Below are 14346 nucleotides of genomic sequence, written 5' to 3'. Positions count from 1 at the left end.
AATAGAGTGGTGGATATATGCTTGACAAATATTTATTTTTATTACTCATGGTCTTTTATCTGATTGGCGCAGCTTTGTCGGTCATATTCAATAAAAAAGACAGGCTTTCCTCCTATGTCTCATTCCTAAGCGCGGCAATCTCATCCATGTTAGGGATTGTTTTCTCGTTTTCCGTTATTTTCGGCGACACTTTCAGCTTTTCCTTATCAGGTTCTTCATTCCTGAACTTCGGATTCTCCGTGGACAGGCTCGCAGCATTTTTCATTCTTGTGATATCCATTGCAGTTTTCGCGGTTTCGATCTATTCGATCGGGTACGTGCGAGAATACTTCGGGAAAAAGAATATCGGCTATTTGGGCTTCCTGTATAACATTTTTATTATATCCATGATCCTTGTGGTCAGCGCAAATAATGCGGTCATGTTCCTGATTGTCTGGGAACTGATGTCCCTGGTATCCTATTTCCTGGTGATATACGAGCATGAAAAACCGGAAACCAGGAAGGCGGGTTTTATCTACATAGTGATGACGCATATCGGGACAGGATTCATACTCCTCTCATTCCTTATCCTTGCAAGTTCAAGCGGCAATTTCAGCTTCGAAACATTCATGGGCGCTGGTTCAAGAATGACCCCGCTCCTGAAAGACCTCACATTCCTTTTCGCGCTGATCGGTTTTGGGGCCAAAGCCGGTATCGTGCCACTTCATATCTGGCTCCCGTATGCGCATCCCGCCGCCCCCAGCAATGTATCAGCCCTCATGTCCGGCGTGATGATCAAGACCGCGATCTACATGTTTATCCGCGTTTTCTTTGATTTCCTGGGCGCCAATGTTCTGTGGTGGGGTTTCCTTGTGCTGTCTGTTGGCGCACTCTCGGCGATCCTGGGTATAATGTATGCGGTCGTTGAACCCGATATAAAGCGGATGCTTGCCTACAGCAGCATAGAGAATATGGGGATCATCCTCCTTGGAATTGGCGCATCGATGATCTTTTTTGCAGAGGGAAATGCCGCCCTGGCTGCGATTGCTGCGATCGCAGCGCTGTATCACCTGTTAAACCATGCAGTATTCAAGGGACTATTATTCATGGGCGCAGGCTCGGTCATATTTTCAACCCATACAAGGAATATCGAGAAACTGGGCGGCCTGATCAAGAAGATGCCATTGATGGCATTCCTTTTCCTGATAGGAGTGCTTTCCATCTCCGCCCTGCCGCCATTTTCTGGTTTTGTGAGCGAATGGCTCACCCTTCAGTCGCTACTTATGAGTTTCAGTTCAGGCGATTCCCTTGTCAGGATAGTACTTCCGGTCAGCGCCGCAGTCCTTGCCCTCACCGGCGCCCTTGCAGCTTTCTGTTTCCTGAAAGCCTTCGGAATAGGGTTCCTGGCGCTGCCGCGAAGTGAGAACGCCGAACATGCGAAGGAGGCAAACATGCCCATGCTGCTCGGAATGGGAATTTTTGCAATATTATCCGTGCTTCTGGGTATCCTGCCTTTTTATGCCCTTCCCGTTCTTGACAGGATCGCACAGACCTTTACAGGGGCGAGCGCTTCCTTTTCATCAGGCATTTTCGACTCGATCGTCATGCCCACAGGACAGATATCAGTCTCAACCCCGGCGATATTGCTCCTGATGCTTGCAATGCTTCCGCTCCCGTTAATAATTATGTTGATGCAAAACATCAGGAAGAATGAGACCTGGGGATGCGGACAGCCCGTTTCCACGGCAAGGAACGAGTATACAGCCACTGCCTTTTCAAAACCCATACAGATGTGGTTCAGGAACATCTACCGCCCGGTAAGAGAATTGCGGACGATCTACTCGGTCTCGCCCTTTTTCAAGGAATCCTTCAAGTTCGATTCGCAGATAGAACAGATATTTGAACGTTATCTCTATACCCCGGTGGTAGATGGGGTTCTTGCAAGATCGAGAGTTCTAAAGATGATCCAGACAGGCAGCATCCATGCTTACCTTACGTATATCTTCGGAACTCTGGTAATTCTTATGATGTTTATAATTTTAGGAGGCAACCAATGAACCCCATTGCCATTGCGATCTTCCAGATAATCGTAATAATAAGCCTTGCCCCGCTCCTGGGCGGCATGATGAAAAAAGTAAAGTCCTTTTTCCAGATACGCAAAGGACCGAGCATTTTCCAGCCCTACTACGATATCGCCAAGCTTTTGAGGAAAGATTCTGTGGTGTCCGAGAACGCATCCTGGATTTTCCATGCCGCTCCGGTCATTTCATTTGTCGCAATACTCACAGCAGGCATGCTTATCCCGATTTACATCTCGGATATGCCTTTTGGCTTTGCGGGAGATCTGATCGCCGTTGTCTATCTTCTGGCGCTTGCAAGGTTCTTTACCGCACTTGCATCCCTTGATACCGGAAGTTCCTTTGGCGGGATGGGTGGGAGCAGGGAGATGTTCGTGGCATCCATGGTCGAGCCTGCCATGATGCTTTCGATATTCGCCATAGCGCTCAATGTAGGCTCAACCAACCTGAGCTATATTTCACAGACAGTTTCATCCATGGGACTTGCCGCAATCTCCCCTTATCACCTGCTCGCGTTCGTGGCGCTTTTCATAATCGCGATTGCCGAGACGGGAAGGATACCTGTAGATAACCCGGCCACGCATCTTGAGCTCACGATGATCCATGAAGCCATGATTCTTGAATACTCAGGAAAACAGCTTGCTCTGGTGGAACTCAGTGCTATGATGAAACAATTGCTGGTATTTTCGCTGCTTGCAAACATCTTTTTCCCCTGGGGCATAGCATCAGGGGCAACCGTGGGAGGTATTGCCGTGGCGCTTATAGCCTTTGTAATAAAGATCGGGATTCTGGGGACAGCCATGGCAATGGTCGAGACTTCGACCGCAAAGTGGAGGCTGTTCAGGCTGCCTGACCTCCTCTCCGTCTCTCTCATGCTCTCGTTCCTTGCACTTGTTTCCTTCATTATCGTAAAAGGAGGATAGAATATGTCAGAGATCGTTTTCGGGTCAAACATTATGCAGCTGCTAATCTCACTTATACTTGTCTCGACCTTTATGATCCTGGGCTCCACGCGCCTTTATTCATGCGTGAGAGCCTTCGGGATCCAGTCATTCCTGCTGGCATGCGTTGCAGGCATAGTGGCATATTCAACCGGAAAATATGACATCTATATTGTTTCCGCCCTGACGCTGGTAATAAAAGCGCTGGTGATTCCTTATATTTTCATCTACATAATCCGCGAGATCAAAGTGAAAAGGGAGATCGCCCTTTATGTGAATATTTCGCCTTCGCTTATAATAGGCGGCATCCTGGTGGTCATTTCATACTACCTTATACGCTCCATAAACCTCATAACAGAGCTGTCAAGTTTTGCCCTTACCGCTTCAATGTCCCTTGTCTCAATCGGGCTTTTCATTATGATCAGCCGAAAGAAAGCCATAATGCAGATGCTGGGCATCCTGATAATGGAAAACGGGCTTTTCCTTGGGGCGATATCCCTGACGTACGGCATGCCTCTGCTCGTCGAACTGGGGATATTCTTCGATGTGCTGATAGGCGCACTGATCATGGGTATCCTGATATTCAGGATAAATAAGACATTCGAGAGCATCGATACTGATATGCTTAAAACACTGATAGGTTGATACCATGATTGAATATCTTCTTCTCGCCCCGGTTCTCACATGCATACTGTGCTTTTTCACAAGAACGCGAAAACAGGTAGAAACCGTGAGCTTAACAGGCTCCATAGCCACGCTTCTTCTTGGTTTGGTGCTGGTGGTTCAGGTTTACAGGAACAATATAATAATATCTTGGACAAATGCCCTGTTCGCAGACACGTTCAGTGCCTTCATTGTCCTCATTGTTTCTATCGTGGGTTTTGTGGCTTCGCTGTACTCTGTGGGCTACATGGGACATGAACTGGAACACGGCACCATGGACTTGCGAAGACTGAGAATATACTACGGGCTTTTCCACGTATTCATGTTCACAATGCTGCTTGTGGGGGTGACGAACAACCTTGGTCTCTGGATCGCCATAGAGATGACCACACTTGTCTCTGCGCTCCTGATGATCCTTTACTCGAAAAAGTCCTCCATCGAAGCGGCATGGAAATACATGATCATATGTACCGTGGGAATAACGTTCGCGCTTTTCGGAACCATCCTCACCTACTTTGCCGCTGTCAAGATCCTGGGCGAGAGCGGGGATGCGCTCAACTGGACATCACTAGTTGCTGTCGCTGACCAGTTCGACCCGACAATAATGAAGCTTGCCTTCATTTTCATTCTCATAGGTTACGGCACAAAAGCGGGCCTCGCGCCCATGCATACCTGGCTCCCCGATGCCCACAGCGAAGCTCCCACGCCCGTAAGCGCGCTTCTCTCAGGCGTGCTGCTCAACTGCGCCATGTACGGCATTATCAGGTTCTACACCATCGCCACGAAATCAACGGGTGCAGTTTTTACAAGCAATCTGCTGATCATATTCGGGCTCCTGTCGCTTGGCATCGCCGTGCCTTTCATACTGCTGCAGGAAGACTACAAGCGGCTCCTTGCATACTCAAGCGTGGAACATATGGGAATTATCGCTATCGGTATAGGCTTCGGAGGTGTTTTTGGAATCTTCGGGGCGATATTGCACATGTTCAACCATGCCATGACGAAATCCCTCATGTTCTTTGGCGCGGGGAATGTGCTGCTAAAACATGATACGAAAGAGATATTCAATGTGACCGGACTTGTAAAATCAATGCCATACACGGGCGCCATGTTCGTGATCGGGGGGCTTGCCATCACGGGCTCTCCGCCTTTTTCCATATTCATAAGCGAATTCACCATACTTGCGGCAGGGTTCTCACAGGGGCACATAATTGCCGCAGTACTGTTCCTGCTTTTTATAATAATGATATTCGCAGGCTTTTTCAACAACGTGAGCAAAATGGCTTTCGGAACACCAAAACCAGGGATTGAAAAAGGTGAGGTGAGCAGATGGACCCTGGGTGCGATGGGTATATTGATTGTATTCGTTGTCGTGCTCGGGGTCTATATCCCGCCTTCATTTTACGAGATGATAATGAAAGTCGTACAGATTGTGAGGTGAGAGCATGAATGAGCTAATAGATGCGATCAGAAAAGATTTTGGAAGCAGTATTCAGAACGAAAGGGCTTCAAACAACGAGATTTATTTCACGGTAGAAGAAGACGCAGCCGTGAAGGTCTGCGATCATTTATATCACCACCTTGGCGCAGCCCTTGTTTCTATCTTCGCTACAGATCGGAGGAAAAAGGAGGGGTGCTTTAGAATACATTATGTGTTCTCTTTGATAAACCCATCTGGAAAGGATGACCGGGTTTCCAAGACGGCAGACGCCTTCATAATAATACAGATAAATATCGATGAGAATGCACCGCATTTCCATTCCACCACACCCAAAATCCCTGCAGCAAACTGGTATGAGCGGGAGATCCAGGATATGTTCGGTTTGACACCCGTAGGCCATCCCGACCCGAGGAGGCTTGTCCATTTTGAGGACTGGCCTGCCAAATTATATCCACTGCGGAAGGACTTTGATATAAGGACAAAACCGGAGCGAGTTAAAGGCGAATATACGTACCGCAGGGTGGAAGGTGAAGGGGTATATGAGATCCCTGTGGGACCCGTGCATGCAGGAGTGATTGAGCCGGGACATTTCAGGTTCAGTGTTGCCGGAGAACCTGTCCTCAACCTTGAGATAAGGCATTTCTATACACACAAGGGCGTAGAAAAACTGTTCGAGAACGTATCCATCGACAAAGCTGTATTCCTTGCAGAGCGCGTATCAGGCGACAACTCCGTGGCGCATGCTGTGGCTTTCTGCCAGGCCGTGGAAAAAATCGCCGGTGTTGATATTCCTCCTCGCGCAAAGTATATCAGGGTAATCCTAATGGAACTTGAGAGACTGTATAATCACCTCGGTGATATTGCAGGGATTGCGACCGATGTGGCGTATGCTTTCGGGGCAGCGCATGCTAACCTGCTCAAGGAAGAAATATTACAGCTGAACGAAATTGTTACGGGGAGCAGGCTTCTGAGGGGTATGAACACAATAGGCGGCGTTCGGCGCGATATCGGTGACAAAAAGGAAATAATTTCCAAGAAACTCTCAGTATTCAGGAACGATTTCAGGGAATTAATGGAGCTTCTCTTTGGCTCGCCTTCTGTTGCGGACAGGATAGAAACTACGGGACGCCTCTACAATGATATAGCAAGAGAGCTTCATGTCGTGGGTCCTGTGGCGCGTGCCTCCGGGATCTACAGGGACACGAGGCGCAATCATCCCTATGCTGCATATGCCGAATTGGATTTCAAGGTGCCTGTCCTCAAGTCAGGCGATGTCAATGCCAGGACAAGGATACGCTCTGATGAGGTATATGAATCCATAAGTATGATCGAGACGGCGCTTTTCCGTCTCCCTGATGGTGATATAAGATCGAATATCAAAGAAATCCCCGATGGTTATGCACTGGGATACACTGAAGCCCCAAGGGGAGAAACACTCTACTGGGTAATGATCGAGAATAACCGAATAGAGAGATGCAAGGTGCGAGACCCGTCGTTTTGCAACTGGCTCGCCATAGAGTATGCCGTTCTTGATAACATCGTACCTGATTTTCCGATAATCAATAAAAGCTTAAGCTTATCGTATTCTGGCAACGATATGTAGGTGGAAAGATGTTCGAGATCCTGAAACAGACCTTAAAAACAGGGACAGTAACCGCGAATTATCCCAAAAAACCTGACATAGCGCCTGAGGGATTCCGCGGAAAACCGCAGCTTCTCTCAGATAAGTGCACCTATTGCGGCGAATGCGCAGCTGTCTGCCCGCCGGGTGTTATCTGGCTTGAAGAAGAAAAAGGTGGAAAAACTCTTACATTATCATATTGCGGGTGCATTTTCTGCGGAAGGTGCGAAGAAGTATGCCCTTACGCTGCCATAAAGCTCACGCAGGAATATGAGCTTGCATCAAAGACGAAAGATGACCTTCTAACGAGTATATCGAGGAAGTTATGACTGTCGAAGCTGAAATCGAGATAATGGGTCAGCACCTCAACGAGAGGATAAAAAAAATATTTGGGAGATCGCTCCACATACGCGAGGTGGACGCGGGTTCGTGCAATGCCTGCGAAGTGGAGGTGAACGCTTTATCCAATCCCATATATGACATCGAGCGCTTCGGTCTCCATATCGTGGCATCCCCGCGCCACGCGGATATGCTGCTCGTGACCGGGCCAGTGACGCGGAATATGGAACTTGCGCTCCTGAAGACCTATAACGCCACTCCTGAGCCGAAGCTCGTGGCTGCCATGGGATCGTGTGCCTGCAACGGTGGCATTTTCGGCGATACCTACGCAAGCGGAGGCGGCGTGGACAGATTTATTCCCGTGGATGTGTACATTCCCGGATGCCCGCCCAGGCCCCAGGCCGTGATATTCGGACTCATGGTGGCTCTTGACAAGCTTGATCAGAAGATTAGGAAAATGGAGGTAAAGGCATGACAAAGTACGAGATACTGGTAGCCACGGACGGCTCTGAATATGGAAAGAAAGCGGAAATAGCTGCGATGAAGATAACTAGGTCATATAATATCCGCATTGCGGCCATCTATGTCGCGGTGGGCAGCAAGGATTCGGAGCGCGAGGAGCGCGTTGCAAAAGGCGAGGAAGTTCTGAACCGCGTGGTGGAGACCGGCGCTTCCATGGGAGTCGAGGTGAACAAGCTGCTGGTCGGAGTGAGTATGCAGCGGATGCCGCAGCAGGGCGCGATGGCTGATACGATAGCGCGTGCCATTCTGGATGCTGCGGAAAAGTATAAGGTGCATACCATCGTGCTGGGAGGCAAGGGAGAGAGCGAGATCAATCCCGAGCTCGGGAGCGTGGCGCTCGCCGTGGTGAAGAAGTCAAGGTGCTCGGTGCTGGTGGCGAGGTAAAATCAGGGAAAAGAAAAAAATGAAAAGGGTTATCAACTCTTAAATTATATTTGTCGAAATAAATCATGGAACAGGATTTAGCCCGTATCGGTGTTTCTCTCCCCGAGAATTTACTTGAAAAATTCGATGAAATAATTACAAAAAGAGGTTATTCTTCACGTTCTGAAGGTATCAGGGATGCAATAAGGGGTTATATCCGTTACTATACCTGGATGGGCGAGGTTGAAGGCGAAAGGGTGGGGACAATCTCACTGGTATATGACCACAACCAGAGAGGGTTGGTCAATTCATTGCTTGAGATAGAGCATGAGTTCTCTGAAATAATTCGTTCTTCCCTTCACATGCATATAAATCATGATATGTGCATGGAAGTATTGCTCATGAGAGGAGAGGGCAGGGATGTCAAGGCTGTTACCGAGAAGATAATGGCTCTCCGGGGCGTGAAGCATGTCAAACTCACAACCATAGTTCCGGAAGAAGAAATGTAAATAATGCATTATGCGCGAATTTATCCTCTACTCCAGAACAGGAAGAACTGATTCAAGGTTCCATAGCCTGAGAGAAGCCGGGAGACTGGATGTGGTTTACCAGTCTATATTGATGGCGCTTTTCCGCTCCCATGCGCTGCGCAGGGATGTCGTATTCCATGCCATCCTTGGAGGTGCACCGAACCCGCCCTTAGAGCTTACGGTTGATGGGGAAAAACTGAGGGATGTGCGCACGGATGAGCGCACATGGGAAGACATCCTGAGAAAGGTTCTCTCGGGCAGGGCTCACCCCGGAATTTACATTAAAAAAAACAGTCTTCAGCAACTGGTTAGGGAGAAAAAAAACATTTTTGTACTGGAAGAATCGGGTGAGAGCATAAGGACCATCGATCTGGGGACAGACCCTGTGTTTGTACTGGGTGACCAGGTGGGTCTGCCAAAGAAGGATGAAGAGTTCGTGTTGAGATATGGCAAAAAAGTTTCAATTGGCGAAAAGGCGTACCTTGCTTCAGCATGCGTCTGTATTATTAACTATATCCTGGATTTGCGGGAATCTGGTTGAGAGGCGCAGAGCAATTATAAATTCTCCGTGTCTTGGCGCCTCCGAGCGTTTTTTATCGGCGCTGTTAATGTTTTGATTTACAGAAGTTTTAACACGTCACTTTTCGTAGAAATCATCATGCATCAGTTTTAATATCAAATCCGGAGTGCTTCAATAAATCTTTTCCAGCCAAATCCCATTCATTATACCCAACATCAGTTATAGATCCCCTGATTACCCCGTCTTTGATATTCCACAAATGAGCTGAATGTTCATCTATAGTTGAATAAGCAGATGGAACTGTTATTTTTATCATTCTTTATTCCTCCAGCAATTTGAACCGAATATGCACCTTCTTATAAAATGCGTTAGCCTGCGCATACACAAAAAGACCTTTGAATATACGCTTCAAACGTATATAAACTACCCTTATGCACCTATTTCACAATTCACCTGTGCGTAAAATATGCCACAACCCCATCCCCGCCAACGCTGTCAATCCTCACAAACCCGAACCTCTCGAATTATTTAAACAGCCTCCAAAAACTATATCATCCTACCAATCCAAATCAATATTAGAGAGTAGCGGGAGGTGAATAAAATGACAAGAGAACTTGATTGTAAGTCAGCGGGTGCAACAGACTGTCCCTTCTTCCTTCGCACCGAGAGCGATGATGAGCTTGTATCCATAGCCCAGCAGCATGCCAAGAAAATACATAAAATGGACGTGTCAAGGGCAGACGTTCTCAAGATGTCAAGGAAGGCGTAGGCATCTTTTTTTATTTTTTTGCGCTCAGTCCCCAGCAAATCCAAAATGTTATGCAGAGACGATGATTATAGATGCTATTTATTTTTGTCGATATATTCCTTTAAGGCAGCGGCATTGTTATATTTCTCCTCTTTTGCCCCGTAAAGTAAAGTGACTCCGCCGCGTGCTTTTCCGATAATCAAATCCACCAGTTCTTTTTTACCCTTTAATTCTTCAAAATACCTGCTCTTGAACTCATCCCATTTCTTTGGGTCATGTGCAAACCACTTTCTGAGCGTATCGCGGGGTGCGATATCTTTTAACCATAAATCCACTTTTACCTTATCCTTGCTCAAACCCCGTGGCCAGAGCCGATCCACCAGTATTCTAAAACCATCATCTCTATCTGGTTCGTCGTATACTCTTTTTATTTTTATCATTGCTCCCTCGTGCTCCGTATCCCACCGCACTCCAGGATTATGTCTCTTCAGATTTTCATTTCAGCAATTTTCTCATAGCCTGCTTGCATACGCTGACTCCGGGCGCGCCCGCAGTAACTAGACCACACCCAGTGTGTCCAGAATCTCTTTCTTGGTAGCGCCCTGGTGAATTGCGCTCCTCATCTGTGCCTCGGCGCAGTCGGGACACAGTCTTCCAGCTACGACGGCTAATGCCATCAGCACCTTTACCTTTGCAGGGAGAGCGGTGTCTGTCCATAATGCCTCGTCGCTATCGCGATAAAGCTTAAACCATGCAGGTGCATGCTCTCCTACGAGCTGCTGAATCTCGGGCACGAAGCCCATACTTTTTCTAGCAATATCAAGCTGTTCTTTAACCTCTTTTTTCGCCATAGAAATTCCTCCCATCATTAGTTTGTAAACTCTCCAGCTTAAATCTACCGAGGTTTATATCCACATCCGCCCTGTGGGTGAGCACGATCATGCTGGCTGTTGATTTTACGTCATACAAATGACCGTTAGATTCTAAAAGTGCAACAAGGCTCTGTTTTAATTTCTCGACTGCTTCTCTGGTTCTATAACCATGAGAAACTATTACAGTATCATTATCGATATCCACCCTGTCTGCGACCCTGGAAGTCTCATAAACCTCTTTTATCAGAAATAGTATCTCTTTTAAAGGTATTTCCCTGATTGGTTTTTTTGCCAGGTTTTCTATCGTTATTTCACCTGCCGGTACTTTACCTGCAAGCAGATCCTCGAAGTAATTCCTGTGAACCGTGACCATATTGTAATTGCTCAAAATATGTCGGTTTATCAAAGCCTTCCAGAAAGCAGGACGGTTATTTATGGTCTTTATTAACTCATCCATCCCTCCAAAAAAGGCAATTAAGCTTTTCTGAGCTTTCGTCTTATTCGACCTGGACAGTTCAAGTTTTATACACTCATTTAAATCGGTAATAGACTTTATCTCAAGCGGCGCTTGGTCTATTGAATTTTTAATCAGGTACTGGGACAGTATGCTGGCGATGAATCTTATTTTCGGATGGGGACCTCTTATTTCTATCAGTACCTCATGGGGAACCACATTGCTATCGTATTTTAGAGAAAGGTTAACACCCCAATCAAGTCCACTGAACCTGCGCTTCAGGTGATCTTCAAGTTCATTCATCGAATTTATCAGCAAAGGATCTATCAGTTCATCGAGAATGTTATCAGGAATAAGCGCATCTTCCACGTGATCAAGCATCCAGTTAAATAAGGATTTGTCTATGGCAGACCAGTTCGTGCGCGGACTGTACCTTTCTGCGCTGGCTATCAACTCTTTGATGGCATCTCCAAAATTACCGTTATGCTTTTCCAGGTACGGTTTCATCATCTTGATGTGCTCACAATCAATGGAAATACGCCTTGAAACATTCATATTTATCTCCCGCATTCCGGAGTTCTCTTCTCTCCCTGCAAGCCATGCATTCTGATCTTATGCTTCATTTCTGGATGTCCTTAGCTCATGGCAAGAAATGCCCCATCAAAAGATGGGGTTTCCTGCAAACTTTTACCTGACCTTGCCTTTCTGTACCTCTTCGAGCAAGATATCCTTCTCCTTCCTCAGCTCTGCCTCCCTGCGGGCAATGGCTCTAATAGCCTCCGTGGGTTTTATGGAAACTTCAATCCTGTGCTTTCTTTCTTTACTGAGAACGAAAAGCCCATAGCCCATATATGCAACGAAAGCCGCTGGAATGCCGAACAACCATCCTGCAGCGAACGCTATAAAGAATTCAGCCGGATAGTAATACGCTACCCCCATAACTGCTCCAGCAATGGAAGCAGCCGCAATATATTTGAAACCGTTCTTCATTTGTCTTACCTCCCTTATTTATTTTTTACTAACAATTGGTTTTATGTAATGTCAACATTAAAAGAACATTCAGCAACTGCTTGACAAGAAAATTGAGTTTATGGCAAAAAACATCCATGTTTGCCAATAGTTTAGCAGGAAAATTGAGTTTATGGCATAAGCAGTGATATTTGCCGGCGGGCAAAAATAACTTACAGAATATATGTCTTAACTGCCTCGACCAGTACCTGATATGAAATCCACAGCATCCAGATACTGATTGCTAAAAAAAATATCGTGAACAGTAACTTTGCAAACCCTGTACTCATGTTATAGCGTCCCGTGCTCTCAATTTTACTTACTGGAGCATTGATTACATAGTTCTCCATTACCTCTTCATATTCGAGAGGATGCTCATGGCGCAGCTCCTCTTCTGGAATTTTACCTGTTAACCAGGACATATTTGGGAATTTTCCCAGATGCTCATCATAGAAGTGTCCGATGAATATTGCAATGGAAGCAAGAACTGCCTCCCATGTGTGGAAAAGGTTAGCAATCTGGATGAATCCTATCGGAAAGTACTGCATAGCCTCAAAGGGCTTCCACATCAATATCCCGGTGAAACCCATAATGACTGCCCCAAATCCTGCTCCGAAATATTCGAACTTCTGTTTCCATGTATATCTCCCGAATCTGGGATGCTCATCCGAGTATCGCAGTGAATATCGAATCTGCTGCAGAAAGTTGCTAATATCATCCGTATTAAATAATATATCAAAACGTAGTTTCTCCAAAATAATATGGTAAACCACATGATATACGCTTACACCGATCATTATCAGACCCGCAGAGTGGTGTATAAAGGTCCTGTTATCAAAGCCGCCTACAGATGCAATCATCCATTTAGACCACCATTCATCAGGGAACTTCAGGGGAAAACCCGTATATGCCAGCAATATAAACGTTGTAAAAAATATTATATGCTCGATACGCTGGTTAAGGGTGAACCTCTTGAATTCAAACTCCGGCACCTCATTCCCTCCTTCTTATCTCGAACCTTGAAGTAATATCAAGAGATATAAGCCCCAGCGTGAAAGTGATTTCAAAAAGTATCATTAGCATGTAGAAATAGGTTACAAGTTTTTTGGCATCAATGGATAGTAAGTAAACAGACTGGCCTTCATGAATCTTACCTCCATAAATCAGCGTACTCTGACCAGGGTGGCAGCCGGGTTTTCCACATGTAGAAGGAAGATTTGCTGGATATATTGATGACGTGGGATCGCTTTGATCTTTAGTATCATGGTTTTCATGACAATCAGGACATGTTGCAACTCCTTTTCCTCCTGAAATAAGTGCTTTATAGTGATATGAATTTTTATAGGTATCGAATCTGTCCGTCTGAATCCCGTAGTACCATGCGCTCATCTTGGTCTGATTTTCATGACAACTTGCGCAGAGTTGAGGAACATTTCCTGAATAGGTCATGGATTCGGGATTTTTGGAGGATAGAATATCGTGCGTTCCGTGGCAATCTGTGCATGTAGCTGCTATTGCATGTCCTTTTTCAAGCTCTTTCCAGTGTATGCTTTCTTTGTATAGTCTGGTCTCTTCACTATGGCATTTGGAGCATAAATCCGAGATATTAGTTCGTGTTGGTACCCCTGTAAAATTTATGCTCATGACGTTTACAGATATTGTGGAGCCGTTGACGTGTATTTCTCCGCCGTGACAGTCCGCGCATGAAATGTTCCCAGTAAAGTGTACGCTTTCCTTTAACTCATTCACCTGCTGGGAATGGCAGTGGAAACATGATACATCCTCGTTTTGCCCGGATACAGCTTCGACCCCTGCCAGTATTAGGAAGAGTCCAGCGATGAAGAATAAAGCCAATCTGTTCATACTCAAGCCCGGAAAAATCCACGGTTACTATTTTATCACGGCGCCGGATTGTTCATACATGATTCTTTCTTTCTCTAGTTTGAGTTCTTCCTCCCTGCGCGCAATGGCTTTCATAGCCTCAGTTGGTTTTACAGTCACTGTTATCCTGTTCTTCCTGTCCCTCATAGACACTACAAGCCCATAGGCCAGAAGTACAACAGCAGCTGCTGGAATAAGGAACAGCCATCCCACTACGAAAGCCATAAAAACTCCAGCTATCAAAGAAGCTGTGTACTTTGCCCATCTGGGCATCTTCCATTTTTCCCTGTTAAATTCGTCCATGTTGCATTTACTCATACCGATGTCCTCCCTTTCTCGCTTCGACCCCTGCCAGTATTAGGAGGAGTCCAGCGATGAAGAATAAA

General features: G+C 46.2%; 19 protein-coding genes. 11 read left to right on the top strand and 8 right to left on the bottom strand.

The window, feature by feature from the left end; genetic code table 11:
- Positions 1 to 17: 17 nt before the first annotated feature.
- The 10 genes from hyfB to O8C68_06235 all read left to right on the top strand — a co-directional run bounded on the left by hyfB (position 18) and on the right by O8C68_06235 (position 9018).
- Positions 18 to 2036 (top strand): hydrogenase 4 subunit B, encoded by a 2019-nt coding sequence (hyfB, locus tag O8C68_06280; protein MCZ7395409.1) that lies wholly within the window; start codon positions 18 to 20, stop codon positions 2034 to 2036.
- On the top strand, positions 2033 to 2980 hold the full coding sequence (locus O8C68_06275) for an NADH-quinone oxidoreductase subunit H (protein ID MCZ7395408.1): 948 nt from the start codon (positions 2033 to 2035) through the stop codon (positions 2978 to 2980). Before hyfB ends, O8C68_06275 begins: the two co-directional genes overlap by 4 nt.
- Positions 2981 to 2983: 3 nt before the next feature.
- The gene (locus O8C68_06270) at positions 2984 to 3643 is read left to right on the top strand and encodes a hypothetical protein (protein ID MCZ7395407.1); all 660 of its coding nucleotides are present in this window, start codon (positions 2984 to 2986) and stop codon (positions 3641 to 3643) included.
- A 4-nt stretch (positions 3644 to 3647) separates the two neighbouring features.
- A complete protein-coding gene (locus O8C68_06265) occupies positions 3648 to 5102 on the top strand; it encodes a hydrogenase 4 subunit F (GenBank protein MCZ7395406.1) in 1455 nt (484 codons plus the stop codon).
- A 4-nt stretch (positions 5103 to 5106) separates the two neighbouring features.
- The gene (locus tag O8C68_06260; protein ID MCZ7395405.1) at positions 5107 to 6705 is read left to right on the top strand and encodes an NADH-quinone oxidoreductase subunit C; all 1599 of its coding nucleotides are present in this window, start codon (positions 5107 to 5109) and stop codon (positions 6703 to 6705) included.
- A gap of 8 nt (positions 6706 to 6713) precedes the next feature.
- On the top strand, positions 6714 to 7052 hold the full coding sequence (locus O8C68_06255; GenBank protein MCZ7395404.1) for a 4Fe-4S dicluster domain-containing protein: 339 nt from the start codon (positions 6714 to 6716) through the stop codon (positions 7050 to 7052).
- Complete coding sequence (locus O8C68_06250; protein ID MCZ7395403.1) at positions 7049 to 7537, top strand: NADH-quinone oxidoreductase subunit B family protein; 489 nt, start codon at positions 7049 to 7051, stop codon at positions 7535 to 7537. The genes O8C68_06255 and O8C68_06250 overlap by 4 nt, the downstream gene beginning before the upstream one ends.
- The gene (locus O8C68_06245; protein MCZ7395402.1) at positions 7534 to 7968 is read left to right on the top strand and encodes a universal stress protein; all 435 of its coding nucleotides are present in this window, start codon (positions 7534 to 7536) and stop codon (positions 7966 to 7968) included. Before O8C68_06250 ends, O8C68_06245 begins: the two co-directional genes overlap by 4 nt.
- 65 nt (positions 7969 to 8033) lie before the next feature.
- Entirely contained in the window at positions 8034 to 8456 is a 423-nt protein-coding gene (nikR, locus tag O8C68_06240) for a nickel-responsive transcriptional regulator NikR (protein ID MCZ7395401.1), read from the top strand.
- 10 nt (positions 8457 to 8466) lie between these two features.
- Positions 8467 to 9018 carry a tRNA (pseudouridine(54)-N(1))-methyltransferase TrmY gene (locus tag O8C68_06235; GenBank protein MCZ7395400.1) on the top strand — a complete coding sequence of 184 codons (552 nt, stop codon included), beginning with the start codon at positions 8467 to 8469 and terminating at the stop codon, positions 9016 to 9018.
- A 115-nt stretch (positions 9019 to 9133) separates the two neighbouring features.
- Here O8C68_06235 and O8C68_06230 read toward each other — a convergent pair whose 3' ends face one another.
- Positions 9134 to 9313 (bottom strand): hypothetical protein, encoded by a 180-nt coding sequence (locus O8C68_06230; protein ID MCZ7395399.1) that lies wholly within the window; start codon positions 9311 to 9313, stop codon positions 9134 to 9136.
- A 285-nt stretch (positions 9314 to 9598) separates the two neighbouring features.
- Between O8C68_06230 and O8C68_06225 the strand changes: the two genes are divergently transcribed.
- The gene (locus O8C68_06225) at positions 9599 to 9766 is read left to right on the top strand and encodes a DUF1059 domain-containing protein (protein ID MCZ7395398.1); all 168 of its coding nucleotides are present in this window, start codon (positions 9599 to 9601) and stop codon (positions 9764 to 9766) included.
- 74 nt (positions 9767 to 9840) lie between these two features.
- Here the strand turns inward: O8C68_06225 and O8C68_06220 are convergent, their stop codons facing one another.
- From O8C68_06220 to O8C68_06190, 7 genes are all read right to left on the bottom strand, one after another.
- Positions 9841 to 10185 (bottom strand): DUF488 domain-containing protein, encoded by a 345-nt coding sequence (locus tag O8C68_06220; protein ID MCZ7395397.1) that lies wholly within the window; start codon positions 10183 to 10185, stop codon positions 9841 to 9843.
- Between the two features lie 117 nt (positions 10186 to 10302).
- Entirely contained in the window at positions 10303 to 10596 is a 294-nt protein-coding gene (locus O8C68_06215) for a carboxymuconolactone decarboxylase family protein (GenBank protein MCZ7395396.1), read from the bottom strand.
- On the bottom strand, positions 10577 to 11626 hold the full coding sequence (locus O8C68_06210) for a hypothetical protein (protein ID MCZ7395395.1): 1050 nt from the start codon (positions 11624 to 11626) through the stop codon (positions 10577 to 10579). Before O8C68_06210 ends, O8C68_06215 begins: the two co-directional genes overlap by 20 nt.
- A 132-nt stretch (positions 11627 to 11758) precedes the next feature.
- Positions 11759 to 12061 carry a hypothetical protein gene (locus O8C68_06205; protein ID MCZ7395394.1) on the bottom strand — a complete coding sequence of 101 codons (303 nt, stop codon included), beginning with the start codon at positions 12059 to 12061 and terminating at the stop codon, positions 11759 to 11761.
- 191 nt (positions 12062 to 12252) lie between these two features.
- The gene (locus O8C68_06200) at positions 12253 to 13071 is read right to left on the bottom strand and encodes a cytochrome b/b6 domain-containing protein (GenBank protein ID MCZ7395393.1); all 819 of its coding nucleotides are present in this window, start codon (positions 13069 to 13071) and stop codon (positions 12253 to 12255) included.
- Between the two features lies 1 nt (position 13072).
- Positions 13073 to 13942 carry a NapC/NirT family cytochrome c gene (locus O8C68_06195; protein MCZ7395392.1) on the bottom strand — a complete coding sequence of 290 codons (870 nt, stop codon included), beginning with the start codon at positions 13940 to 13942 and terminating at the stop codon, positions 13073 to 13075.
- A gap of 27 nt (positions 13943 to 13969) precedes the next feature.
- Positions 13970 to 14278, bottom strand: coding sequence for a hypothetical protein (locus O8C68_06190; protein MCZ7395391.1), 309 nt, complete (start codon positions 14276 to 14278; stop codon positions 13970 to 13972).
- Positions 14279 to 14346 lie beyond the last annotated feature (68 nt).

Source organism: Candidatus Methanoperedens sp., from assembly GCA_027460525.1.
Classification (GTDB): Archaea; Halobacteriota; Methanosarcinia; order Methanosarcinales; family Methanoperedenaceae; genus Methanoperedens.
The sequence above is the reverse complement of the archived record's forward strand: the minus strand, read 5'-3'. Positions and strand labels throughout refer to the sequence as shown.